The following is a 22,903-nucleotide window of genomic DNA, read 5'->3' as shown; positions in this document are numbered from 1 at the left end:
ACGGAGTCGAGCGGAGGAGCGGGAGGCCTGGGACGGCAGCGCGAGCTCAGGCCGGCGGCACCGGCCTCCGCCGCCCCAGCAGCCCGATGCCGACGCCCGCGGCGAGCGCCGCCGCCCCGCACATCCCGAGCACCGTGAGAAGCGTCGCCGACCACCCCGCCCCGTCGTAGACGACCCCCACGGCCCAGCCGAAGAACGCCGTTCCGCTCAGCCAGGCGAGCTGGTAGAGCGCCGTCGACTGGCCGCGGCCGAGCTGGGCCCAGCGCCCGCTCAGTCCGCTGGCGACCGGATGCGCGCTGAAGCAGCCGACCGTGAACACCACGAGCCCCACGATCACGACGGCGAGCGAGTCGCTGAACAGCAGCACCAGCCCGGCCACCATGACGGCGATGCCGCCGAGCATCACGCGCAGGTAGCCGATGCGCTGCCCGAGCCCGCCCGAGACCCGGCTCGCCACCGTGCCCGAGAGGTAGGCGACGAAGAGCAGGCTGACGAGGGTCTCCGGCACGAGGAAGGGCGCCCCCGTCAGATGGAAGCCGAGGTAGTTGTAGACAGCCGAGAACGCCCCCATCAGCAGGAACCCCACCGCGTACAGCGCGAGCATCACCGGGTCCCTGAGCTGGAACAGGATGCGCGTGCGCAGCGGCACGGCGACCTCCCGCACGCGCACGAACCCCCGCGCCGCGGGCACCAGCACGAAGAAGGTCGCCGCGGCGACCGCACCGAGCACCGACACGGCCAGCAGCCCGGACCGCCAGCCGACGACCTCCGACAGCGGCCCGGCCACCAGCCGGCCGGCGATGCCGCCGATCGTGTTGCCCGCCACGTAGGTGCCGGCGGCCACGCCGACCCAGGAGCCGTGCAGCTCCTCGGCGAGGTAGGCGACCGCGATCGCCGGCACCGCCCCCAGCGCGAGGCCGACGAGCCCGCGCATCACGAGCACCGACTCGAAACCGGGCATCAGCGGCACCAGCAGCGAGAGCAGCGTGGCCGAGACCAGCGAGATCTTCATGGCCGCGATGCGGCCGATGCGGTCGGCGACGGAGGCCCAGGGCAGCACCGAGATCGCCAGGCCGATGGTGGTCGCCGAGACCGTCAGCGCGGCACCGGCCGCCGGCACGCCCAGCTCACGGCCGAGGGCGGGCAGCACCGCCTGCGCGTCGAAGATCTGCGCGAAGGTGGCGAAACCGGCCGCGAAGAGGGCCACGACGATGCGCGCGTAGGCCCGCTCGCCGCGCTCGAAGCCGCGCCAGGCGGGCGACTCGGCGGGCGGGTTCACCCCACGAGCCTGCCACGCCCGGCGATGCCGCACCGGATCACATGTTGATCATGTGGCCGGTGAGGCCGTGGAAGCCCTCCTGCAGCGCCTCGCTCAGCGTGGGGTGCGTGTGCACGTTGCGGGCCAGCTCGGTGGCGGTGAGATCCCACTTCTGCGCCAGCGTCAGCTCGGGCAGCAGCTCGGAGACGTCGGGGCCGATGAGGTGGGCTCCGAGCAGCTCGCCGTACCGGGCATCCGCGATCAGCTTGACGAAGCCGGTCGGCTCGCCGAGGCCGTGGGCCTTGCCGTTCGCGGTGAACGGGAACTTCGACACGAGCAGCTCGTGGCCCTCGTCGCGGGCCTGCTGCTCGGTGAGGCCGAACGAGGCGACCTGCGGCTGGCAGAAGGTGGCACGCGGCATCATGCGGTAGTCGCCGAGCGACTGGGTCTCGGCGCCGGCGATCGTCTCGGCCGCCACCACGCCCTGGGCCTCGGCCACGTGGGCGAGCTGCAGCTTCGCGGTGACGTCGCCGATGGCGTAGATGTTCTCGACGTTCGTGCGCATGAAGTCGTCGATCGCGATGGCGCCGCGCTCGGTCAGCTGCACGCCGGTCGTCTCGAGGCCGAAGCCCTCGACGCGGGGCGCGAAGCCGATCGACATCAGCACCTTGTCGGCGACGAGCGTTCCCTGCGAGCCGTCCTTCGCCGTGTAGGTCACCGTCACCTGCGAGCCGTCGTCGACGACGGTCTCGACCTTGGTGGAGGTCAGGATGTTCACGCCGAGCTTCTTGTACTGCTTGGCGATCTCCTTCGAGACGTCCGCGTCCTCGTTGGGGAGCGCGCGGTCGAGGAACTCGACGATGGTGACGTCGACGCCGTAGTTCTTCAGCACGTAGGCGAACTCCATGCCGATGGCACCGGCGCCCACGATCACCATCGAACCGGGCAGCTCGCGGGTGAGGATCTGGGTCTCGTACGTCACGACGTTGTCGCTCAGCTCGACGCCGGGGAGGAGCCGCACGGTGCTGCCGGTCGCGATGATGGCGTCGTCGAAGGTGACGGTCTCGGTGCCGCCCGCGCCGAGGATGACCTCGATCGTGTGCGCATCCTGGAACGAGCCGCGGCCGTCGATCTCGGTGATGCCGTTCTTCTTCATCAGGAAGTGCACGCCCTTGACGCGACCGTCGGCCACCGAGCGGCTGCGATCGAAGGCGACGCCGAAGTCGAAGTCGACCTGGCCCGACATGCCGAACTGCTCGGCCTGGTGGTGGAAGATGTGCGCCAGCTCGGCGTTGCGGAGCAGCGCCTTCGACGGGATGCAGCCGACGTTGAGGCAGACCCCGCCCCAGTACTGCGACTCGATCACGGCCACCTTCTTGCCCAGCTGGGCGGCACGGATGGCGGCGACATAGCCGCCGGGGCCGGCTCCGAGGACGACGACGTCGTAGTGCGAGGACATGGATCTCCTTCGGGGAAGAACAGTGGGGATGAGGCTTCTCGGCCTGCTATCGACACTAGTCGCCCCTGGCGAACTCGCCGGATGGGGGGAGTATGGAGAGATGCAGAAGCTCTTCTACGCGGGTGGGTTCATTCTGCTGAGTGACGCCATCTGCGACGCGGTCGTCGAATACGCCCAAGCTCTGGCCGATGTGGGCAAGTCCGATCTGGTCGTCGTGCCGGCCCTCTCCGACGAGGGTCTGCGCGGCACGGTTCGGCTGCTGATCGGCCCGGCGAGCCAGCTCTTCGCGGCTCCGGCGCTGGATCGTGACGTCGACCTCGACGATCCCGATGCCGTCACGTCGATGCAGGAGAAGACGGCACGGCTGCGGCCGGCCCGCGCTCAGCCCGACCCCGATGCCTCGGCGCCGGCCCTGGGCGACGAGTACTGACCGCACCGTTCTGACCGGGAGTTCACCTCGCGTCTCTTCCGACAGCTGTCGATGACGGCTAGCGTTCCCCCATGAGATTCCGGATGCTCTGGTCGCTGTCGCTCGTCGCCGCTCTCCTCACGGCGGCCGCCGCGCCCGCTGCCGCCACCGAGACGTCGCCGTCCCCGTCTCCCGCCCCGTCCGTCGCGGCCGAGACGCCGACGCCGAGTGCGGCCGCCGAGACGCCGCCCCCGTCCCCGTCCCCGGAGTTCGAGGCCTACCTCGCGGCCGGCAGCGTGGCGAGCTTCCGCAACGACGACATCATCACCGACAAGAAGATGTACGACGGCGGCGCGATGAGCGCCGACCAGGTGCAGGACTTCCTGGTGAAGAACACCCCGCAGTGCGCGAGCACGAACTGCATCGACATCCGCTCCTTCTCGGCCTCGCCCGCGCAGCCCGCGAACAACGACTGCACCGCCGTCCCCGCCGGCTACACGAAGGCCTCGGCCATGATCGCGGCCTCGGGCAAGGCCTGCGGCGTGAGCCAGAAAGCGCTGCTCGCGCTGATCCAGAAGGAGTCCTCGGTCGTGCTGAGCAACGACCCGAGCAACGCCTCCTACGACCAGGCCACCGGCTACGGATGCCCCGACACCTCGAGCTGCGACCCCGCTTACAAGGGCTTCTTCCTGCAGGTCTACAACGCGGCCCGCCAGCTGAAGGACTACCGCACCGACCCCCGCTTCCCCGTGGGCACCCCGACGTCCATCGACTACTCGCCGAACTCCGGCTGCGGCGCGGCCACGATCACCCTCCGAACGGTGGCGACCGCGGCCCTCTACTCGTACACGCCGTATCAACCCAACGACGCGGCCAAGGTGACGGGCAGCGACGGCAACCGGTGCTCGAGCATCGGCAACCTCAACTTCTGGTTCGTCTACACCGACTGGTTCGGGTTCCCGCACATCGACGTCGACCGCATCCAGGGCGACGACCGCTTCGAGGGCGCCGTCGCGATCTCGAAGAAGGCCTACCCCGATGGCGCGAAGACGGTCTACCTCGCCACCGGCACCGGCTACGCCGACGCCCTCTCGGCCGGCCCCGCGGCGGTGGCGGCGCACGGCCCCCTGCTCCTGACGACCCCGGATGCGCTGCCCGACGAGGTGCGGGCCGAGATCGTGCGGCTCGAGCCCTCCAAGGTCGTCATCGTCGGCGGCACGAACGCCGTGTCCGGCGCCGTGCAGCAGCAGGTGTCGAAGCTGACGAACTCCGTGAAGCGCATCGACGGGGCGGACCGGTTCGCCGTGTCGCGGGGCCTCGCCGCCTACGCGTTCCCGGGAGGAGCATCCGGAGCCTACGTCGCCACCGGCCTGAACTTCCCCGACGCCCTGAGCGCGAGCGGCGCCGGCGGGGCCCTCGGGCGGCCGGTCATCCTCGTGAACGGCGGCGCCTCGTCGATCGACTCGGCCACCGCGGCGACGCTGAAGAGCCTCGAGGTCTCGACGGTCGCGATCGCGGGCGGGCCGAACACCGTCTCGGCGGGCGTCGCCTCCTCGCTCGACGCACTGCCCGGCGTCTCGGTGAAGCGGCTCGCCGGCGACGACCGCTACGAGACGGCCCTCGCCGTGAACGACGACGCGTACGGCACGAGCGACCGGGTCTTCCTGGCCACGGGCGTGAACTTCCCCGACGCCCTGGCCGGCTCCGCCTACGCCGGAGCCCTCGGCGCGCCCCTGCTCGTCGTGCCGCAGAACTGCGTGCCGGCCGACGTGAAGGCGAGCTTCCGATCCTTCTCCAACACGAAGGTCACGCTGCTCGGCGGACCGGTGTCGCTCGAGGACGGGGTGGCGTCGCTCACGACCTGCTGAGCCGGCCGGGCGTGTCGAGCAGGTCGCTCCCGGAAGGTCACTCCGGCGACACCGCCCGTCATCTCGACGACGGGCGCCGGGCGGGCGAGGGTGCCGGCCGGCCGGCACCCGGAGGATCGGAGGGGTGACGACCTCCACCGCCCCTGCGCCTGCACGCCGCCTCCCCGCCCGGGCGGCCCACCGCATCCCCGCCGTGGACATCGCCCGCGGCATCGCCGTGCTGACGATGTTCGTCGCGCACGTGCAGCCCACGCTGCCGACCGGCGCACTCGACCTGATCGCCGTGGCGGGCGGCGGGGAGCGCCCGCGCACGCTGTTCGCCGTCGTCGGGGGGATCGCACTCGGGCTGTTCGTCGCGAGCACCGACCGCCGCGGGCTCTCCGACCGGGAGATCCGCCGTGAGATCGCGGTGCGCGGGGTGGCCTTGATCGCCCTCGGTCTCGTGCTGCAGACCATGGCCTCCGGGGTGGCTGTGGTGCTCGACACCTGGGGCGTGCTGTTCCTGATCGCGCTGCCCGTCCTGCGGGTGCGCACCCCGCTGCTGCTGGCCGGCGCCGCGGCGGCCGTCTTCGCCGGCTCGGCCCTCGCCGCCGCCCTGCCGATCACCGCCCGCGACGAGCTCGCCCGGAACCTGGTGCTGAACCAGCTGTTCGAGTGGGCGGCGATCGGACAGTACCCGCTGCTGCTCTGGTTCGGCTTCCTCACCATCGGGTTCGCGATCTCCCGGTTCCCGCTGCGCCGCCGGAGCACGCAGCTCCTGCTGCTCGGCGGCGGGGCAGTGCTGGCCCTCGCGACACTGGCCCCGCGGGCGACCGGCGGCCCCGGCGAGCGCCCCCTCTCGACCGAGCTGCTCGTGCACCTCGGAGCGATCGGCGCCGCCGTGGCGCTGATCGCAGCGCTGCTCCTGGTCACCGAATCGGCGAGCGGCTGGCGGCGGGTGACGGGAGCGGTGCTGTGGCCCCTGCAGGCCGTGGGCGCGATGCCCCTCACTGTGTACACCGCCCACGTCGTGGCGCTGGCCGTGTGGCGGAGCTCGGGCGGAGCGCTCGCCGACACCTGGCTGCCGTTCGCCCTGCTCAGCGCGGCCAGCCTGGTGTTCGCGAGCGTCTGGACGGCGACCCTCGGGCAGGGGCCGCTCGAGCGGGCGCTCGCGGCGCTGTCCCGGCCCCGCGAGCCGGCCGGCTCCTGACGCAGCGGTCAGGCCGGGCCAGGTCTGAATCACGCCCGGCCAGTGTCAGATGAAGGGCCTCAGATCGGTGGTCGGCGTGAGGTCGGCCCCCGTGCGCAGCTCGTCGCCGAGGGCGGCGGAGAGCTCGGCGACCAGGGCGGTCACCGCGCCGACGGTGTGCAGGTCGTGCGAGCCCGTGACCGAGGGAGCGCCGTCGTGCTCGAGGTCGTGCTGCAGCGCACGGGCGAGCGCGCGGAGCGCCTCCTGCGTCTCCGCGACGCGATGGCCTGACTGGCGGGAAGCCCGGGAGAGGGAGTAGGCCCAGTCCAGCTGCGGGTAGCCCCAGGACCCGGCGTCGAAGACCGCGCGGGTGCCGCTCGCGAGCTCGAGGCAGGTGTCGACCACCTGGGGCGCGTGTGGGATGGGGCGGCCCAGGTGCCGCAGCAGGAAGTGCAGGTGGAACGAGCATCCGAGGTTGCCGAAGAGGCCGGGCCACTCCTCCAGGCGCCCGATTCCGCCGCGGGGCCACAGACCGGTGGCGGGGTCGACGTGCGCGTCGAGCCACGAGAGGTACGCGGTGACGAAGCCGGGCCGGTCGAGGCCGGTCATGACGGCGACCGCGAGAAGACCCGCGGCGTCGTGCGAGGCGAGCCAGGGATCGGCCCAGTCGAGGCCGTCGAGGAACGGCTCGACGGCCGACGGCTGGAACAGGGGCTCGAGGAAGGCGGGCGGAGGGGCCGGGCGTCCGAGCAGGTGGAGGGCTCCGACGGCGGTGGCCGTGGAGTGCAGCACTCCGTGGCTGTCGTCGACGAAGCGCCCGTCGGGCTGCTGGAACGCCACGACGGCGGCCGCCAGGCGATCGCGCACCGCGGGGTCGGGATCGAGCCGGCCCAGCGTGGCGAACACCCCGACGGCGTCGGCCGTGCCGTAGAGGTCGGGACCCCCGTCACGGTCGCTGCCGCCGTCACGCTCGGCGAAGCGCGCGTACCCCTCCCCTCGGCGCTGCGCGGCCACGGCCCGCTCGGCCTCCTCGACCACGCCCCTCAGATCGATCGTGCTCATCGCCACCGCCTCCTCGTCCGGAATCCCAGCACGAGCACGAGCGCCGACGCCCCGCTCGCGATCGTCATGACGGTCGCCGCCGGCACCGTCGTGGCCACCCCGAACAGCCCCACCAGCGGTGAGGCGACGGCCCCCGAGATCATGTTCGTGGCCCCGATCAGCGAGGCGGCCGCGCCGGCCCGGCTGCCGTGGTCGGCGAGCGCGGTGCTCTGAAGCGTGGGCGAGATGACGCCGAACGTGGTGGTGAAGGCGAACAGGGGCAGCAGGAACACCAGCAGCCCGAGCCCGGGCAGCCAGAGCTGACCGGCCAGCAGCACGAGCGCCGTGCCGAAGAGCACCACGGCACCGACCCGCGCCACCACGGTGATGTCGACGCGACCGGCCAGCCTCGCGCTGATCTGGGCGCCGGCGATCATCAGTGCCCCGTGCCCGCCGAAGACGATCGCGTACTGCAGCTCGTCGAGCCCGAAGACCCCTTGGAACAGGAAGGCGGACGACGCCATGTAGCTCATCATCGCCGCCCATTGCAGCGCACCGGCTCCCACGGCGGCCCGGTAGCGGCGGTCTCCGAGCAATGCCCGGTAGTCATCGATCAGCCGCGCCCCCGGCACCGCCGGCGCTCCGGTCGCAGCGGTGTCGGTCGCAGCCGTGTCACCCCCGTCCATCTCGGCACGACCGGTCGCACCCGCCCTCGCCCCCGTCGCGGGCCTCGGCAGTCCCCGCCCGAGCACCGTCGCGGCCGCCACGAGCATCACCGCCCCGTACACCACGAGCAGCCAGAACAGCCCGCGCCAGTCGGTCACCCCGAGCAGCTGCGCCCCGAGGGCCGGCGAGGCCACGACGAACACGCCGTTGATCAGCTGCAGCCGCGCGAGCAGCTTCACCATCACCGGGCCCTCGGCGCGGTCGCGCACGATGGCCAGGATGATCACCGCCGTCGCCGACGCGCCGATCCCCTGCGCCACCCGCACCCCGATCAGCACCTCGATACTCGGGGCGAGGGCGCAGCCGACGCTGGCGACCGTGTACACGGCGAGCGCCGCGAGCAGCGGCCGGATGCGCCCGATCCGGTCCGACAGCGGCCCCGCGACCAGCTGCCCGGCCGCCATGCCGATGAACGCCCCGGTGAGCGTGAACTGCACCAGTGACGGCGCCGTCGCCAGTTCCCGCTCGATCTGCGGGAACGACGGCAGGTAGAGGTCCATCGTCAGCGGCCAGATCGCCTGGATGAAACCGAGCGTGACGAAGAACACCGCGGGCAGCCGGCCCGGTGCGGCGGCCGGCCGGCGGGCGCTACCAGGCATACGCCTCCGGCGCCTGCCCTCCAGGACCGGGCCAGATCTCGTCGAGCTGCGCGAGCTCCTCGGCCGAGAGCTCGAGCTCGAGCGCTGCGAGCGCGCCGGTGAGCTGCCCGGCCGTGCGCGGTCCGACGATGGGCGCGGTGACCACCGGCTGGTGCAGCAGCCAGGCCAGGGCGAGCTCGGCCGGGTCGTGACCGGCTGCCTCGGCGAACGCCTCGTACCGCTCGATCTGCGGGCGCCGCCCGCCGAGGTGCGAGAGGTCCTTCGAGCGCGAGCGGTCGGCCTTCTTCAGAACGCCGCCGAGCTGCCCGCCGGCGAGCGGCGACCAGGGCAGCAGGCCCATCCCGTAGTGCTCGGCCGCGGGCACGACCTCGAGCTCGAGGGTGCGCTGGGCGAGGTTGTAGACCGACTGCTCGGTGACGAGCGGCACCTGCTGCCGGGCGGCCGCGTGCTCGCGGTACTGGGCGATGTTCCAGCCGGCGAAGTTCGACGAGCCCAGGTAGAGGATCTTGCCCTGCTGACGCAGCAGGGTCATCGCGTCGAGCACCTCGTCCAGCGGCACCTCCCGCTCGATGTGGTGCATCTGGAAGAGGTCGATGCGGTCGGTGCCGAGCCGGCGCAGCGAGGCGTCGACGGCGGCCCTGATGTGCACCGCCGAGAGGCCTCGGTCGTTCGGCCCGGCCCCCATCCGGCCCTGGGCCTTGGTGGCGACGACGAGCTCGTCGCGGTTGCCCCGCTCGCGCATCCAGTCGCCGAGCAGCCTCTCGCTCTGGCCGGGCTCGTCGCCCCAGGGCGCGCCGCCGTAGACGTCGGCCGTGTCGATGAAGGTGATGCCGTGCGAGACCGCGAGGTCGAGGATGCCGTAGGACTCCTCGGCGCCGATCACCGGGCCGAAGTTCATCGTGCCGAGGGCGATGCGGCTGACGAGGGCGCCCGAGTCGCCGAGCCGGGTGTACTTCATGCGTTCTCCTCCGTGCGGATGAGGGCCCAGTCGTAGCGGCCCAGCTCGACCCCGTCGACGGCGGCGCCGGTGGTGACGTCGACGCCCGCGATCGCGATCGACACGGTGTCCGGTCCATGGTTGATCAGCGTGAGCACGTCGCCGCGACGGGCGACCTCGACCCATTCGCTCGGCGTGGCCAGGAGCGGTTCGACCCCGGCGGCGCGGGTGGCCCAGCGGGTGAGCGCGAGCATCCCCTCGTCATCGGGGACGGTCGCCAGGTAGTGGGCCGCCCCGTCGCCGGAGGACCGCGTCGTCAGCGCCGGCAGCCCCGCCGTGCGCCCGCTCGAGAAGCGCGCCTCGACGGTGACGTCGTCGGCCAGCAGCTGCAGCTCCTCCGCGACGTACTCGCCGCGGAACGAGCCGAACGGCGCGTCGACGAGGGCATGGTCCTGCCCGGGCTGGGCGAGCGCCGTGACGCCGCCCGCCGTCTCGCCGGCCGAGCTCTGCCCCGGCCCTGCTGCGGGCGGGACGAGGGCACCGAAGTCCTCGACGGTGACGCCGAGCACCCCGCGCAGCCCCACCTGGAAGCCGCCCTCGCGGAAGGCGTCGTGCTCGTCGACGATGTCGCTGAACGGGGTGACCAGCAGGTGGCCGCCCCGTTCGACGAACGCCGTCAATGATCCGGCCGCCGCCTCCGTCAACAGGTAGCCGTGCGGCAGCAGCACGAGCGAGTAGGCCGAGAGGTCGGCGGTCGGCTGCACCAGGTCGACGGCGATGTTCTGGCGGTGCAGGGCCGCGTACCAGCGCTGCACCAGGGCGAGCCAGTCGAGCCGCACGGGGTGGTCGGGGCTCGAGATCGCCCACCAGTTCTGCCAGTCGAAGACGAGCGCGACGCGGGCGCCGCTGCCCCCCTCGGCCCCGGAGGGCAGGGCGGGCAGGCCGGCCAGGGTGGCACCGAGGGCGGTGACCTCACGCCAGGTGCGCGTCGCCAGGCCCGCCTGCGGCACCATCGCGGAGTGGAACTTCTCGCTGCCGCGACGCGACTGCCGCCACTGGAAGAACAGGATGCCGTCGGCTCCGCGACCCACCGCCTGCATCGACAGGGCCGCCATCTGGCCGGGCGCCTTGGGGGCGTTCGAGGGCCGCCAGTTCACCGAGTTCGTGGCCTGCTCCATCAGCAGCCACGGCACTCCGGGCTTCAGCGACCGCATCAGGTCGCGGCTGAACGCCGCACCCCGGAAGGAGAGCGGGTCGTTCGGGTCGAAGTAGTTGTCGTCGCTGACGACGTCGACCTCGGCCGCCCACTTCGCGTAGTCGAGCGGCGGGAAGGCCCCCATGAAGTTGGTCGTCACGGGCTGGGCCGCCCCGCTCGCCCTGATGATGTCGCGCTCCATGGTGAACAGCTCGAGCAGCGTGTCGGAGGTGAAGCGCTTGAAGTCGAGCAGTCCGGTCGGATTGTGGCTGTAGGGCGCCTTCCGCGGCGGGACGATCTCGTCGAACGAGCCGTAGTGCTGCGACCAGAACGCGGTGCCCCAGATGCGGTTGAGCGTCTCGATGTCGCCGTACTCGCGCTCCAGCCAGCGCCGGAAGTGGCGGGCCGCGTTGTCGGAGTAGTCGTAGTGCAGGTGGCAGCCGTACTCGTTGTTGACGTGCCAGAGCACGACGGCCGGATGCGCGTGGTACCGCTCCGCGATGGCCGTGACCAGGCGCGCCGCCAGCCGCCGGTAGTCGGGCGAGCTCGGGCTGTAGGCCTGGCGGCTGCCCGGCCAGTAGGTGGCGCCGTTCTCGTCCTGGGGCAGGATGCCGGGGTAGCGCGCCGCGGCCCACGCGGGCGGCGATGCGGTGGCGGTGGCGAGGTCGACCGAGACGCCGTTCTCGTGCAGCAGGTCGATCACCCGGTCGAGCCAGTCGAAGTCGAAGGTCTCCTCGTCGGGCTGGATGCGCGACCAGGCGAAGATGCCGAGGCTGACCAGGTTCACCCCGGCCTCGCGCATCAATCGTGCGTCGTCGAGCCAGGTGGCCTCGTCCCACTGCTCCGGGTTGTAGTCGCCGCCGTAGTGCATGTGTGTGTCGTCTTCCTGTCGTGGTGTCGGTCGGTGGTGCGGTGGGAGCCGCGGCCGGGTCAGCGTGTCGTCTGGCGCGTCACGAGCACCGGGTCGAAGCGGATGCGCAGCCCCGGGTCGTGCCGGTCGGTGAGTTGACCCAGCAGCAGCCGGGCCGCGTTGCCGCCCATGTCGTGGCTCGGCTGCCGCACGGTGGTGAGCGGGACGACCGCCGCCGAGGCGAAGTCGATGTCGTCGTACCCGACGATGGAGACCTCGCCCGGCACCGAGATTCCGTGACTGATCAGGCTCTGCAGCACGCCGAGGGCCACGTGGTCGTTGCCGGCGAAGATGCCGTCGGGGCGCTCCCCTGACGGCAGCGCGGAGAGGCGGTCGCCGATCTCGCGACCGAGCTGCGGGTTCAGGGTGCTGGTCTCGATGAACGTGAAACGGGCGCCGGCGGCCTCGACGATCTCGCGGCAGCCCCTCAGCCGCTCGCGCATCTGCGGCACCCGCAGCGGCCCGCCGATGAAGGCGAGGTGCCGGGCGCCCCCCTCCACCAGCAGCTTCGCCGCCAGCCTCCCGCCGAGCACGTCGTCGAGCGAGATCGAGGGCAGCACCCCGCTCGTGTCGACCCGGTCGATCAGCACCACGGGCACTCCGCGACGACGGAAGCGGTCGAGCATCTCGATCGACTCGCCGACGGGTGCGATCAGCACGCCGTCGAGGCGCTGCTGCTCGAACAGGCTGAGGTAGCGCGCCTCGCGGTCGACGGAGTCGTAGCTGTTGCCGACGATCACCGAGTAGCCGGCCTCCTCGGCCACCTCCTCCGCGCCGAGCACGACGTCGGAGAAGAACGGGTTGGTGATGTTGAGCACGGCCATCCCGATCGCGTTGCTGCGACCGGCGCGCAGCTGCCGGGCGGCGACGTTCGGCACGTAGTCGAGCTCGGCGATCGCCTCCGCCACCCGCGTCGCGGCCTTCCGCGAGACCAGTTCCGGCCGGTTCAGCGCATTCGACACCGTGCTCACCGAGACCCCGGCGAGAGCCGCGACGTCGCGGATCCCCACCTCATCCATGTCGACCCCCCACTCGCTCCAGGCTGCGCAGCAACCGGATGCGGTTGTCCAGCTTGATCTCGGCGGGCCCGTGCACGAGCGCCGCGCCCCACTGCGGCCCGCCCCGCAGCTCGGCCACGCGACCCTCGACGACGACCCGAGAACCCTCGTCGGGCACGATCGCGATGCCTCCCTCGGACCTTACGCCGTCGGGGCCGGTGATCGGATCGTGCTCGAACTCGATCCGCACGCCGGCTCCCTCGGCCGTGCGGCCTCCCTCGGCGATGCGGCGCACGCGGGCGACGAGGTGACCATGACTGCGCACGACCAGCTGGTCACCCGCGCGCGGTGAGCCGTCCTCGGGCTGCACCTCGAACGACAAGTACCCGCTGACCAGGCGCCAGCTGGGGCTGGTCACGTGGTGCGCATCGGCGAAGGCGACGGCATCCGGCCGCCCAGCACTCGCCGAGAGACGCACGATCTCGTAGTCCACGGCGTCCAGCTGGAGCCCGCGCCACATCGCCCTCACGAGGCGACCCAACGCACCAGGGCGGCGAGCAGGGCCCGGTGCTTGGCGGAGTCGAACGACTCCACGCCGTGACCCAGAGCGTCGTAGGCGACCCGCCCCCGGCCGGGTGCCTCGGCGCGCCAGACCAGCGGATGCGCGATGCCGTCCTCGGTGTGGAACGCCAGCACCTCCACCCCCTCGTCCGTCTCGAGGTGGGTGTACCGCTCGTCGTAGAGCACGAAGTCGCTCTCTGGCGGAGCACCGACGACGCCTGAGGTCTGCACCAGCGCGTGGCCGATCTGCGGATGCATGGTCACCCCGGGCACCCAGCGACCGCCGAGGAGCGCCGCCCAGCGCGGATCGTCGCGGAACGCGATCGCCGAGCTGTGCAGGGCCAGGAGACCGCGGCCGGCGGAGAGGTGCGCGCTCAGGGCGTCGACCAGCGCGGACGAGTCGGTCTCGGGTTCCGCGAGGTCGCCGCTGACGTCCAGCACCGCGACGTCTGCTCCGTCGAGCAGGGTCTCCGCGTCGTCGGAGGTGCGGGCGAGGCGCACCGACACCGCCTGGCCGAGCTCGTCGGCGATGACCTCGGCCGCCCGCCGCCCCGTCTGGTCGAGGGCGTGCCAGGGGTCGCCGTGCTCCGCCTCCCCGACCAGCACGACGACGGCGAGCGGCCGGCCGGTGGCCGTGGTCGTCGCCGCGTCAGTCATCGATCCAGTTCGAGCGGCCGGGGCGGAGGCTCTCGAGCTCCTCCCAGAGCGCATCCGGGATCTCGAGCGAGATGCTCGAGACGGCGTCGTCGAGCTGCTGCGGCGTCACCACTCCGCAGACGGTGGACGTGACGCGGGGGTCGCGGGTGGAGAACTGCAGCGCCGCGGCGAGCAGCGGCACGTCGTGCCGCGCGCAGGCGGCGCCCATCGCGTCGACGGCGTCGAGGAGTTCGGCCGGCGCGGCCGCGTAGTGGTAGCGGTCGGAGACTCGGGGATACTGCGCCAGCAGCCCCCCGCCGTAGACGGCGGCGTTGAGCACGCCGAGACCTGCCTCGTGGGCCGCGGTGAGCAGCTCGTCGGCGGTGCGATCGACCAGGGTGAAGCGGTTGTGGGTGATGACGGTGTCGAACAGCCCCGTCTCCACGAAGCTCAGCAGCATCGAGGCCGGCCCGCCCGAGATGCCGATGTGCTCGGCGAAGCCCTCGTCGCGCAGTCGCCGGAGCGTCTCCACCGGTCCACCGTCGGCCATCGCGGCCTCGAAACCGATGTGCTCCGGGTCGTGCAGGTAGAGCACCGGAACGCTCGGGAGCCCCAGGCGTTCGAGGCTCTCGGCGAGCGAAGCGCGCATCCGCTCGGCATCGAACGAGCCGGTGACCGGATCGCGGTCGAGCTTGGTCTGCACGACGAAGCCCTCGGGCACCCCTCCGGCCCGCGCGATGGCGAGGCCGACCCGGCGCTCGGCCTCCCCGTCGCCGTAGTTGTTCGACGTGTCGAGGAAGGTGACGGGTCCGCCGAAGGCGTGCAGAGCGGTGGCGACGGCGTCGTCGGTCGACACCGTGACACCGTGCACGGGCGAGCTGACGCCCCACGCGGCGGTGCCCACGCAGAGCGACGACACCTCGAGACCGGTGCGGCCGAGTACGGCGGTGGGAACGGTGGCGACGCTCATTCGAACGAGTCACCCCCGCGGAACCGGTCGACCAGCACGGCGGCCAGCAGGATCAGCGCCGTGATCAGGTCGAGGTAGTTCGGGTCGGTGAAGGTGACGTTCAGGATGTTCGTGATCCCGGCCACGACGAGGAGGCCGAGCAGCGCCCCGATCGGGTTGCCCACCCCTCCCCGGGTGATCGAGTAGCCGCCGATCATCAGGGCCGCGTAGATCTGGAACTCCAGTCCGGTGCCCAGCACGTTCGACGCCGAGCCCAGCTGCCCCACGTAGAGGATGCCGCCGATCGCCGCCCCGACCGAGCTGACCACGAGCGCGATAACCCGAACCTTCGGCACCGAGATGCCGGCCCGGCTCGCGGCCCGGTCGTCGCCGCCCACGGCCTGCACCTTGCGGCCGACCCGGGTCTTCGAGACGATCCCGGCGGCGATCAGGGTCACGCCGATACCGATCAGCAGCAGCGTCGGGAAGCCGGCGATGGCGCCCTGGGTGACGTTGTAGAGCGGCTCGATCAGGGTCGACGGGGGCGCGCTCACCACGATCACCTGGGAGAGACCGCGGAGCAGCGTCAGCATGCCCAGCGTGACCGCCAGCGGCTCGGCGCCGAAACGCACGATCACGAAGGCGTTGGTGAGGCCCACCACGACGCCCACCACCACGGTGATCAGGGCGACGAGCCACGGGTCGAGCCCGGCGGCGACGAGCTGGTTGAAGATCACGGCGCCGAAGCCGACCATCGATCCGATGGAGAGGTCGACCACGCCGGCCAGCAGGGCGAACGAGGCCATCACGCCGACGATCAGGGGGATCGCGACGCTGACGCCCACGATCTGGATGTTCGAGGGCGAGAAGAAGCTCGGCCCGACCCAGACGAGGCCGACCAGGAGGGTCACCACGAGGGTGGCGCTGATGCTGCCCACCGGCCCGCGGAAGGAGTTCAGGATGCGGCGGTGCGCGGGGAGCACCGGGTCGTCGAAGAGGGTGGCCGGTGGGGTGGCGGTGGCGGTCATCGCGCCGTCCTTTTCAGTCGGTAGCCGTCGATCCCGACGGCGATGATCAGCAGCGCCCCCTGGAACACGAGCGCCCAGGCGGGGGCGAGCCCGAAGAAGGCGATGGAGGTGGGGATGGTGGCGAAGAAGCCGACCGAGAGCAGGAGCACGAGCAGGTTGCCCTTGCCGCCCGAGAGGCTGATGCCGGCGAGGATGACCGCGCCGATGACGATCAGCTGGAAGCCCGCCCCGGCGGCCGGCGTGAAGCTGGGCGTGACCGCCGAGAACATCACCCCGGCGAGCCCCGCCACGGCGCCGGCGCCGATGAAGCTGGCGAAGCGCATGCGGCGCAGGTCGATGCCGCGTGCCTTGGCGGCCGACGCGTTGCCGCCCACCGCGATCAGGCGGCGACCCCAGCGGGTGTAGGCGAAGGCCAGTCCGCCCAGCAGGATCACGATCACCATCGGCCAGAACACGTTCGGCAGGCCGAGGAAGCGGCCGAGGCCGTAGAGCCGCAGGTCCGACGCCGCCGGGATCTGGGCGGACTTGAAGAAGATGAGCATCACGGCCAGGCCGCCGAATCCGGTGGCGAGGGTGACGATGATCGGGTTCAGCTTGCCGAACACCACGATCAGCGCGTTGATCAGGCCCCAGGCCATGCCGGTGACGATGCCGATCAGCACGGCGACCGGCGTCGGCAGGCCGTTGTTCAGTGCCGTGACCGTCGCCCAGGCGCTGAGGATGAGCGAGACCGGCAGGCTCAGGTCGAGCAGTCCGCCCGAGATGACGATGATGGCCTGCGACACCGCGAGGATGCCGGAGATCGACATCGTGAAGGTCACCGCGAGGAGGGACTGCGTCGAGAGGAAGTCGGGCCGCACGATCGCGGTGGCGATGATGAGGGTGATCCAGACGCCCGCGATGCTGAGGGCGTCGCGAGCGCTCACGGGGAGCCCCCGGGAGTCCGGGCGGCGGTTGGGGCCGCCCGGACTCCGGGGTGCGGCCGGATCGGCCGGGGTGATGAGTGACGTGGTCATGTTCCAGTACCGTTCAGGGCTGATCCGGGCAGGGGGTCACCGTGAGGTGATCAGGACTTGCAGTAGAGGTCGTACTCCGTCGTCCCCTTGGGGGCGTCGGCGAGCTCGGAGACGCGCTGGTCGATGGAGGGGATCTCCGCCGCCTCGTCCGCGGTGACGGCGCAGGGCTGCACGCTGACGGCTGCGTCATCGCCCGTGTCCTTCACGGCCGGGGCGTTGCCGGCGGCGATCTCGTCGGCGATCTCGAAGGCACCGGCCGGGTAGCCCTCGAGGAAGTACATCACGCTGCCGACGAGGTTCGGGTCGACGTTCGGCCCGGTGATGAGCCCGCCGTCCTGGCCCCAGCCCATGATCGAGCCGTCGCGGCCCAGCTGGGTGGCGGCCTGGAGGGCGCCGACCACGGCCTGGTCGTTCAGGCCGACGACGAGGATGTTCTTCGCGTCGGGGTGGGCGGCGAAGATGCCGGGGGCGTTCGCGAGCGAGGTGGTGAGGTTGCCGTCGGCCTCGTAGGAGACGTAGTTGCCCTCGGGGATGTCGGGGCAGGTCTCCTTGACGGCGTCGCGGGCGTTGCCGGTGCGCCAGGTGTTGATCTGGCCGGCGGCGGTGCCCTCGGCCGAGATGACCAGGTCGACCTTGCAGTCCCACTTCTCCTTCGCGAGCTCGCCGAGTCGGGTGCCGCCGTCGGTGCCGGCGGCCGCGTTGTCGACGCCGACGAAGTACCAGCCGGGCTGGGCGATGTCGAAGGTGACGACCGGGATGCCCGCCGCCTCGTACTTCTTGGCGATGACCGGGTTGGCCGAGGGCTGCCCGTTGAACATCATCACGACGTCGACGCCCTTCTGGATGAAGATGTCGGCGTTCTTGGTGGCCGTCGCCTCGCTGTTGTCGTTGCTCAGCTCGACGAAGTCCCAGCCGCGCTGCTTCGCGAGGCCCTCGGCGACGTCGCCCTGGAGGTCCTGCCAGTCGGCGTCGGGCTGGCCGCCCACGGCGAAGCCGACGGTGAAGGTGCCGTCGTCGGCGGCGCCGGTCGAGCCGGCGTCGGAGGTGCTGCCGACCGTGCTGCAGCCGGTGAGCAGGAGACCGGCGGCGGCCACGCCGACCAGTCCGAATCGGGCGAGGCGCCCGCGGGTGAAGTGCGTCATTGCAGTGTTCTCCTCAGTGAGATGGGTAGGGATTGCAGGGGTGGTGCGCGGTGGTGGCTGGGGGGGACCGTCAGTGGACGACGGACGAGGTGTCCTCGGGGGTGGCGACGTCGGCCGGCACGGCGCCGGTGATCAGGCCCACGATGCCCTCGGGGGTGACGTCGGCGACGTCACGGGTGGCGATGGTGCGGCCGAGGCGCATCACGGTCACCCGGTCGGCGACCTGGACGAGCTGCTGCATGTTGTGGCTGACCAGGATGACGCTGACGCCGTGGTCGCGGAGGCGGCCGATCAGCTCGAGCACCTGGGCCGACTCCCGCACGCCCAGGGCGGCGGTCGGCTCGTCGAGGATGACGATCTGGCGACCCCAGAGCAGCGCCCGGGCGATGGCGAGGCACTGGCGCTGACCGCCCGACATGCCCTTCACCGAGACGTTGACCGACTGGATTCCGACGCCGAGCTCGGAGAGCACCTCCCGCGAGCGCTTGCGCATGCCGCCGTCGTTCACGACGTTGAGCAGGCGCAGGAAGGGGTTCTTCGAGAGCTCCTCGCGGCCGAGGTAGACGTTCTGCACGGCCGACATGGTGTCGACGAGGGCGAGGTCCTGGTAGACGGTCTCGATTCCCGCCTCGAGCGCGTCGGAGGGGCGGCGGAAGCTCACGGGCGAGCCACCCACCACCATCTCCCCGCCGTCAGGGACGACGGCGCCCGAGAGCACCTTGAGGAAGGTCGACTTGCCCGCGCCGTTGTCGCCGACGAGGCCCATGACCTCGCCGCGGCGCAGTGTCATCGACGCGTCGGCGAGAGCGACGACGGCGCCGTAGCGGCGGGAGATGCTGCTGGCCTGAAGGGCCACGTCGGGGGTGGCCGGCTGCGTTCCGGGTGCGGAGGGAACCATCGATGAACCTCGTCGTTCGTGATCTGAAACGTTTCATCTGAAACGTTCTAGGTAAAACTGCCACACGCTTCGGAGCGTGTCAAGACGCCGATTCGAACCTGCTCGATCCGCCCGTCGTCATTTCGCTCCACCCATCGACATAGAGTGATCCGTAGATGGGAAAGAGGCGGGTGACATGGTGGATGGAGTGCCGATTCCGGCCGAGGCGCTGGTCGACGCGCTGAAGGCGCTGTCGAATCCGGTGCGCCTGGAGATCGTCGGCTGGCTGCGCGACCCCGAGGCCGCGTTCGCCGACTACGACCCGATCGCCGACCGCGCCGAGGTGGGCGCCTGCGTCAGCCACATCCAGGCCAAGAGCGGCCTCGCGCAGTCCACCGTCTCGTCGTACATGGCGACGCTGGAGCGCGCGGGCCTCGTGCATCCGACCCGGGTGGGGAAGTACACCCACTATCGGCTCGACGAGGAGCGGATGAAGCAGGTCGGTGACGCCGTCACCGGTGCCGCCGGGTCGGGCTCGATCTAGTACATATCAACGCATCGCGTTTTAACGATATGTTGTCGGGGTGACTGACACCACTCCTCCGACCGCGCTGATCGTGCACGCTCATCCCGAGCCCTCCTCGTTCAGCACCGCCCAGGCGCATCGAGCGCGCCGGACCCTGGAGGCCGACGGCTGGGTCGTCGAGCTCCTCGACCTGTACGCCCGGGGCTGGGACCCGGTGCTCGACCGAGGCGAATTCGCGCCGGTCGACGGGCCGTTCAAACCCCAGCGTGAACAGTGGGCCGCCGTGCGGGAGGGCACCCTCGCCGAGGAGGTGCGGGCCGATCTCGACCGGGTGCTGGCCGCAGACCTGCTCGTGCTGTCCTTCCCGCTCTGGTGGTTCTCGGTGCCGGCCATCCTCAAGGGCTGGCTGGACCGGGTGTTCGTGATGGGCGGCGTCGCCGGCGGTGACGCCGGCCTGTTCGAGACCGCCCGGCTCGCCGGACGGCGTGCCGTCGTGCTCACCACCACGGGCGGGCCGGCCGAGGCATTCGCCCCCGACGGAGCGTTCGGTGACATCGACCGCTTCCTGTTCCACATCCACCGCGGGATGCTCGAGTTCGTCGGCTACGAGGTGCTCGAGCCGGTCATCACCTACGGGCCGGCCCACCTGGACGACGCGGAGCGGGCTGCCGGTCTGCTCGCGGTGGAGGTGGCCTTCCACCTCCCGGCCCTCGAGGTGACGCGATGACGCCCGCGGACCGGGCCACCTCGGTCACCGTCCCGGCGTCCTCCGGCCGCGAGCGACCGCCGGTGCGGATGCGCGCAGCCGTGATCGTGCTGCTGACCGCGAACTTCACGCTGGCCGTCGACTTCTCCATCCTCGGCGTCGCCCTCCCCCGCATCGGCGCCGACCTCGGGTTCGGCACGGCCGAGCTGCAGTGGATCGTGACCGCGTTCGCGCTCTGCGCCGCCGGGTTCACGCTGTTCTTCGGCCGGGTGGCCGACCTCGTCGGCCGTCGGCGCCTGTTCCTGATCGGGATCGCACTGCTCGGCGCCTCCTCCCTGGTCGCGGGCCTCGCGGCGGATCCGGCGACCCTTCTCGGTGCCCGCGTCGGTCAGGGGCTCGCGACCGCGATGGTCACCCCGGCGGCGCTGGCCCTGCTGACGACCATGTTCCCCGAAGGCCCCGCCCGCTCCCGCGTGCTCGGTCTCTCGGGTGCGCTGATGGCAGCCGGGTTCACGATCGGTGCCGCGCTCGGCGGGCTCCTCACGGGCACCGTCTCCTGGCGGTGGGCCTTCTACGTCAACGTCGTGGTCGCCGTCGCGGTGCTGATCGTCGCGCCGTTCGTGCTGACGGAGACGAGGGCCGGGCGGCGCCCCCGGCTCGACGCCCCCGGCGCGGTCACCGTCACCCTCGCCCTCGTCAGCCTGGTCTCCGGCATCACGACGGCCGGGCAGAAGGGATGGGGCGATCCCTTCGCCTGGGGTGCCGTGCTCGTCGCGGCCGTGCTGATCGCGGTGTTCCTCCGCATCGAGTCGCGGGTGGCCGAGCCGCTGGTCGCCCCGGCCCTCCTGCGCCGCCCGAACATCGCCTGGGGCAACCTCGCCGGGCTCGTCGCGTTCGCGACCTGGACCTCGATGGTGTTCCCGCTGACTCTCTACCTGCAGGAGGTGCTCGACTACGGCGCCATCACGACGGGCCTGATCTTCGCCTGGCTCGGCGTCGGGACGGTCGTGGGCGGGCTGATCGCCCCGCGGATCATCGGCCGCACCTCCGCCCGGACGGCGATCGTCGCCGGGCTCCTCGTGCAAGCCGCCGCCACGCTGCCGCTCGCGTTCGTCACGGACTCCCCCGGCTGGATCGTGCCGCTGCTCGCCGCGGTGTTCGTCGGCGGCGTCGCGAACCTCGTCGCGATCGTCGCCTTCACCGTCTCCTCGACGGCCGGCGTGCCCGCCGGTGAGCAGGGGCTCGCCACGGGGCTGATCACCCTGAGCCAGCAGGTCGGCATCGCGCTCGGCACGCCGGTCATGGCGGCGATCGTCACGGCGTTCGCCGGCGCGACGCTGCTGCCGGGCATCCGGAGCGCCATCGGGGTGAACGCGGCGATCGCCGTGGCGACCGCGATCCTCGTGGCGGTGTTCCTGCGGCGACGCCGCTGAACCGGGCGGTCGGGAGGGCTGTCAGGACGAGGCGCGGGCGCGCAGCCCTCCATCGACGAAGTCGATCAGCCAGAGGAAGCTGTCGTCGACGTCGGTGTCGATCTGGAAGCCGTCGGCCGCCTCGAGGGTGGCGAAGCCGTGCAGCACGCTGCGGAGCATCCGGAGCGCGTGGATGCGGTCGGCGTCGTCGAGACCGTAGCCGCGCAGCACCGCCTCGAGCGATGTGAGGGTGCGGCCGAGGGCCGGCGCCAGGGGGTCGTCGGGGCCGGCCGGCCGGGCTCCGGTGGTGGCCGCATAGCGCCCCGGATGCTCCTTCACGAAGCGGCGGAGCGCCTGCGCGGCCGCTGTGAGCGCCTCCCCTCCCGAGACGCCCTGCATCGCGTCGCGAAGGCGGTCGCCCACCTCGGTGGCGCCGAGCACCGCGATGCGATGCGTCAACGAGGCCAGGCCGTCGACGTGCTTGTACAGCGAAGGGGTCTTCACGCCGAGGCGCTCGGCGACGAGGCTCATGCTGAGCTGCCCCAGCCCGAGCTCGTCGGCCAGGTCGGCCGCCGCCTCGGTGACGCTGGCGGCGTCGAGACCGGCCCTAGGCACGGTCGCCCAGGGTGGCGGGGCTGAGCGTCGCGGCGAGGAAGGGCAGCAGCAGCGCGACCACGGCGTCGGGGGTCTCGGTGTGCGGGTAGTGCCCGGCACCGTCGATCACCGCGAGCTCGCCGAGCCCGGTGGGCAGGTCGGCCAGGATGCGCTGACCCTCCTCCTCGGGACGGGCCCAGTCGGGGTCGGCCCCACCCTCGATCACGAGCACGCGGCAGCGCACGTTCGCGAGCTGGGCGCCGGCGTCGGCCGGGGTGGTCTTCGTCATGGCCTTGAGGACGGCCATCCGCTCCGGCTGGCCGAGGGACGTCTCGATACGCGCACGCTCCGCGGCCCAGTCGGCGGGCTTCGTGGGGATCGCGAGCTCGAGGTAGGCGAGCCAGGCCTTCAGGCTGCCGGTCATCATGACCTTGGCGAGCTGCACCGTGCCCGCGCGGTGGTTCCTATTTCGGAGGAGGCCGCCGAGGTCGACCGACTGCGCGCGGGTGAACGGCGCGAGCTCGGCGAGCCCGACGATCAGCTCGGGCGCGGTGGCCGCGGCGATGGTCGCCGCTCCCCCGCTGATCGACTGGCCCACGATCACGGCGGGGCCGCCGAGGTGGCGGACGAGGGCGACGAGGTCGCCGGCGATGTCGGTGCGGCTGTAGCCGGCCCAACCGGTGCTCGACTCGCCGCAGCCACGGAGGTCGACGTTCGCGACCCGGTAGCCGGCGGCGACGAGGGCGGGCACCACGAAGCGGTACGAGTGGCGGCTGTCGCCCATGCCGTGGGCGAGCACGACGAGCGGGCCCGTTCCGCTGAGGTCGTACGCGATGGCGCCCTCGTCGAGGGTGAGGTACTCGGTCATGGCTGCCTCCCGGCGATGGA

The 22,903-nt window shown here is 71.9% G+C and carries 22 protein-coding genes; 6 read left to right on the top strand and 16 right to left on the bottom strand.

From position 1 onward, the window contains the following. Positions 1-46: 46 nt before the first annotated feature. Both BJ984_RS05075 and lpdA read right to left on the bottom strand, forming a co-directional pair. Positions 47-1,279, bottom strand: coding sequence for an MFS transporter (locus tag BJ984_RS05075; RefSeq protein WP_179547105.1), 1,233 nt, complete (start codon positions 1,277-1,279; stop codon positions 47-49). Positions 1,280-1,316: 37 nt separating this feature from the next. Then, on the bottom strand, positions 1,317-2,717 hold the full coding sequence (gene lpdA / locus BJ984_RS05070) for a dihydrolipoyl dehydrogenase (RefSeq protein WP_179547104.1): 1,401 nt from the start codon (positions 2,715-2,717) through the stop codon (positions 1,317-1,319). Positions 2,718-2,817: 100 nt separating this feature from the next. Here lpdA and BJ984_RS05065 point away from each other — a divergent pair, with 100 nt between their 5' ends. From BJ984_RS05065 to BJ984_RS05055, 3 genes are all read left to right on the top strand, one after another. Beyond that, on the top strand, positions 2,818-3,147 hold the full coding sequence (locus tag BJ984_RS05065) for a hypothetical protein (RefSeq protein WP_179547103.1): 330 nt from the start codon (positions 2,818-2,820) through the stop codon (positions 3,145-3,147). A 71-nt stretch (positions 3,148-3,218) separates the two neighbouring features. Further along, the gene (locus BJ984_RS05060; RefSeq protein ID WP_179547102.1) at positions 3,219-4,994 is read left to right on the top strand and encodes a cell wall-binding repeat-containing protein; all 1,776 of its coding nucleotides are present in this window, start codon (positions 3,219-3,221) and stop codon (positions 4,992-4,994) included. A 124-nt stretch (positions 4,995-5,118) separates the two neighbouring features. Continuing rightward, positions 5,119-6,183 (top strand): heparan-alpha-glucosaminide N-acetyltransferase domain-containing protein, encoded by a 1,065-nt coding sequence (locus BJ984_RS05055; RefSeq protein ID WP_179547101.1) that lies wholly within the window; start codon positions 5,119-5,121, stop codon positions 6,181-6,183. Between the two features lie 45 nt (positions 6,184-6,228). Here BJ984_RS05055 and BJ984_RS05050 read toward each other — a convergent pair whose 3' ends face one another. The 12 genes from BJ984_RS05050 to BJ984_RS04995 form a co-directional block, all read right to left on the bottom strand. Then, positions 6,229-7,224 (bottom strand): prenyltransferase/squalene oxidase repeat-containing protein, encoded by a 996-nt coding sequence (locus BJ984_RS05050; protein WP_179547100.1) that lies wholly within the window; start codon positions 7,222-7,224, stop codon positions 6,229-6,231. Continuing rightward, positions 7,221-8,528, bottom strand: coding sequence for a multidrug effflux MFS transporter (locus tag BJ984_RS05045; RefSeq protein ID WP_179547099.1), 1,308 nt, complete (start codon positions 8,526-8,528; stop codon positions 7,221-7,223). The genes BJ984_RS05050 and BJ984_RS05045 overlap by 4 nt, the downstream gene beginning before the upstream one ends. After that, the gene (locus BJ984_RS05040; protein ID WP_179547098.1) at positions 8,518-9,486 is read right to left on the bottom strand and encodes an aldo/keto reductase; all 969 of its coding nucleotides are present in this window, start codon (positions 9,484-9,486) and stop codon (positions 8,518-8,520) included. The genes BJ984_RS05045 and BJ984_RS05040 overlap by 11 nt, the downstream gene beginning before the upstream one ends. After that, complete coding sequence (locus BJ984_RS05035) at positions 9,483-11,531, bottom strand: beta-galactosidase (protein ID WP_179547097.1); 2,049 nt, start codon at positions 11,529-11,531, stop codon at positions 9,483-9,485. Before BJ984_RS05035 ends, BJ984_RS05040 begins: the two co-directional genes overlap by 4 nt. A 59-nt stretch (positions 11,532-11,590) precedes the next feature. Next, the gene (locus BJ984_RS05030; RefSeq protein WP_179547096.1) at positions 11,591-12,589 is read right to left on the bottom strand and encodes a LacI family DNA-binding transcriptional regulator; all 999 of its coding nucleotides are present in this window, start codon (positions 12,587-12,589) and stop codon (positions 11,591-11,593) included. After that, positions 12,582-13,097, bottom strand: a complete 516-nt coding sequence (locus BJ984_RS05025) for a hypothetical protein (protein WP_179547095.1) — start codon at positions 13,095-13,097, stop codon at positions 12,582-12,584. Before BJ984_RS05025 ends, BJ984_RS05030 begins: the two co-directional genes overlap by 8 nt. Beyond that, positions 13,094-13,786, bottom strand: a complete 693-nt coding sequence (locus BJ984_RS05020; protein ID WP_179547094.1) for a ThuA domain-containing protein — start codon at positions 13,784-13,786, stop codon at positions 13,094-13,096. Before BJ984_RS05020 ends, BJ984_RS05025 begins: the two co-directional genes overlap by 4 nt. Further along, positions 13,779-14,735, bottom strand: coding sequence for an aldo/keto reductase (locus tag BJ984_RS05015; protein ID WP_179547093.1), 957 nt, complete (start codon positions 14,733-14,735; stop codon positions 13,779-13,781). Before BJ984_RS05015 ends, BJ984_RS05020 begins: the two co-directional genes overlap by 8 nt. Continuing rightward, positions 14,732-15,742, bottom strand: coding sequence for an ABC transporter permease (locus BJ984_RS05010; protein ID WP_179547092.1), 1,011 nt, complete (start codon positions 15,740-15,742; stop codon positions 14,732-14,734). The genes BJ984_RS05015 and BJ984_RS05010 overlap by 4 nt, the downstream gene beginning before the upstream one ends. Further along, positions 15,739-16,668 carry an ABC transporter permease gene (locus BJ984_RS05005; RefSeq protein WP_179547091.1) on the bottom strand — a complete coding sequence of 310 codons (930 nt, stop codon included), beginning with the start codon at positions 16,666-16,668 and terminating at the stop codon, positions 15,739-15,741. The genes BJ984_RS05010 and BJ984_RS05005 overlap by 4 nt, the downstream gene beginning before the upstream one ends. Before the next feature lie 140 nt (positions 16,669-16,808). Further along, on the bottom strand, positions 16,809-17,900 hold the full coding sequence (locus tag BJ984_RS05000; RefSeq protein ID WP_179547090.1) for a sugar ABC transporter substrate-binding protein: 1,092 nt from the start codon (positions 17,898-17,900) through the stop codon (positions 16,809-16,811). 70 nt (positions 17,901-17,970) lie between these two features. Then, entirely contained in the window at positions 17,971-18,798 is an 828-nt protein-coding gene (locus BJ984_RS04995) for an ATP-binding cassette domain-containing protein (protein WP_179547089.1), read from the bottom strand. A 175-nt stretch (positions 18,799-18,973) separates the two neighbouring features. Between BJ984_RS04995 and BJ984_RS04990 the strand changes: the two genes are divergently transcribed. Genes BJ984_RS04990 through BJ984_RS04980 form a run of 3 tightly spaced genes read left to right on the top strand, consistent with a single transcriptional unit; the run spans position 18,974 to position 21,442 of the window. Next, positions 18,974-19,321, top strand: coding sequence for an ArsR/SmtB family transcription factor (locus BJ984_RS04990; RefSeq protein WP_179547088.1), 348 nt, complete (start codon positions 18,974-18,976; stop codon positions 19,319-19,321). 40 nt (positions 19,322-19,361) lie between these two features. Next, positions 19,362-20,030 (top strand): NAD(P)H-dependent oxidoreductase, encoded by a 669-nt coding sequence (locus BJ984_RS04985; protein WP_179547087.1) that lies wholly within the window; start codon positions 19,362-19,364, stop codon positions 20,028-20,030. Then, positions 20,027-21,442 carry an MFS transporter gene (locus tag BJ984_RS04980; RefSeq protein WP_179547086.1) on the top strand — a complete coding sequence of 472 codons (1,416 nt, stop codon included), beginning with the start codon at positions 20,027-20,029 and terminating at the stop codon, positions 21,440-21,442. Before BJ984_RS04985 ends, BJ984_RS04980 begins: the two co-directional genes overlap by 4 nt. 21 nt (positions 21,443-21,463) lie before the next feature. On the opposite strand, the gene BJ984_RS04975 is transcribed toward BJ984_RS04980, so the two are convergent. Beyond that, positions 21,464-22,036 carry a TetR/AcrR family transcriptional regulator gene (locus tag BJ984_RS04975; protein WP_179547085.1) on the bottom strand — a complete coding sequence of 191 codons (573 nt, stop codon included), beginning with the start codon at positions 22,034-22,036 and terminating at the stop codon, positions 21,464-21,466. Beyond that, complete coding sequence (locus BJ984_RS04970) at positions 22,029-22,883, bottom strand: alpha/beta fold hydrolase (protein ID WP_179547084.1); 855 nt, start codon at positions 22,881-22,883, stop codon at positions 22,029-22,031. Before BJ984_RS04970 ends, BJ984_RS04975 begins: the two co-directional genes overlap by 8 nt. Between the last annotated feature and the right edge of the window lie 20 nt (positions 22,884-22,903).

The organism is Herbiconiux flava (assembly GCF_013409865.1).
GTDB lineage: Bacteria > Actinomycetota > Actinomycetes > Actinomycetales > Microbacteriaceae > Herbiconiux > Herbiconiux flava.
Note: the sequence above shows the minus strand (reverse complement) of the source record. Positions and strands in the feature narration are given on the sequence as shown.

What these genes read in the sequence shown, in the direction of transcription:
- lpdA (WP_179547104.1), bottom strand. Translation starts at nt 2,717, where the DNA reads ATGTCCTCGCACTACGACGTCGTCGTCCTCGGAGCCGGCCCCGGCGGC.
- BJ984_RS05065 (WP_179547103.1), top strand. Translation starts at nt 2,818, where the DNA reads ATGCAGAAGCTCTTCTACGCGGGTGGGTTCATTCTGCTGAGTGACGCC.
- BJ984_RS05060 (WP_179547102.1), top strand. Translation starts at nt 3,219, where the DNA reads ATGAGATTCCGGATGCTCTGGTCGCTGTCGCTCGTCGCCGCTCTCCTC.
- BJ984_RS05050 (WP_179547100.1), bottom strand. Translation starts at nt 7,224, where the DNA reads ATGAGCACGATCGATCTGAGGGGCGTGGTCGAGGAGGCCGAGCGGGCC.
- BJ984_RS05045 (WP_179547099.1), bottom strand. Translation starts at nt 8,528, where the DNA reads ATGCCTGGTAGCGCCCGCCGGCCGGCCGCCGCACCGGGCCGGCTGCCC.
- BJ984_RS05040 (WP_179547098.1), bottom strand. Translation starts at nt 9,486, where the DNA reads ATGAAGTACACCCGGCTCGGCGACTCGGGCGCCCTCGTCAGCCGCATC.
- BJ984_RS05035 (WP_179547097.1), bottom strand. Translation starts at nt 11,531, where the DNA reads ATGCACTACGGCGGCGACTACAACCCGGAGCAGTGGGACGAGGCCACC.
- BJ984_RS05030 (WP_179547096.1), bottom strand. Translation starts at nt 12,589, where the DNA reads ATGGATGAGGTGGGGATCCGCGACGTCGCGGCTCTCGCCGGGGTCTCG.
- BJ984_RS05020 (WP_179547094.1), bottom strand. Translation starts at nt 13,786, where the DNA reads ATGACTGACGCGGCGACGACCACGGCCACCGGCCGGCCGCTCGCCGTC.
- BJ984_RS05015 (WP_179547093.1), bottom strand. Translation starts at nt 14,735, where the DNA reads ATGAGCGTCGCCACCGTTCCCACCGCCGTACTCGGCCGCACCGGTCTC.
- BJ984_RS05010 (WP_179547092.1), bottom strand. Translation starts at nt 15,742, where the DNA reads ATGACCGCCACCGCCACCCCACCGGCCACCCTCTTCGACGACCCGGTG.
- BJ984_RS05000 (WP_179547090.1), bottom strand. Translation starts at nt 17,900, where the DNA reads ATGACGCACTTCACCCGCGGGCGCCTCGCCCGATTCGGACTGGTCGGC.
- BJ984_RS04995 (WP_179547089.1), bottom strand. Translation starts at nt 18,798, where the DNA reads ATGGTTCCCTCCGCACCCGGAACGCAGCCGGCCACCCCCGACGTGGCC.
- BJ984_RS04990 (WP_179547088.1), top strand. Translation starts at nt 18,974, where the DNA reads ATGGTGGATGGAGTGCCGATTCCGGCCGAGGCGCTGGTCGACGCGCTG.
- BJ984_RS04980 (WP_179547086.1), top strand. Translation starts at nt 20,027, where the DNA reads ATGACGCCCGCGGACCGGGCCACCTCGGTCACCGTCCCGGCGTCCTCC.
- BJ984_RS04970 (WP_179547084.1), bottom strand. Translation starts at nt 22,883, where the DNA reads ATGACCGAGTACCTCACCCTCGACGAGGGCGCCATCGCGTACGACCTC.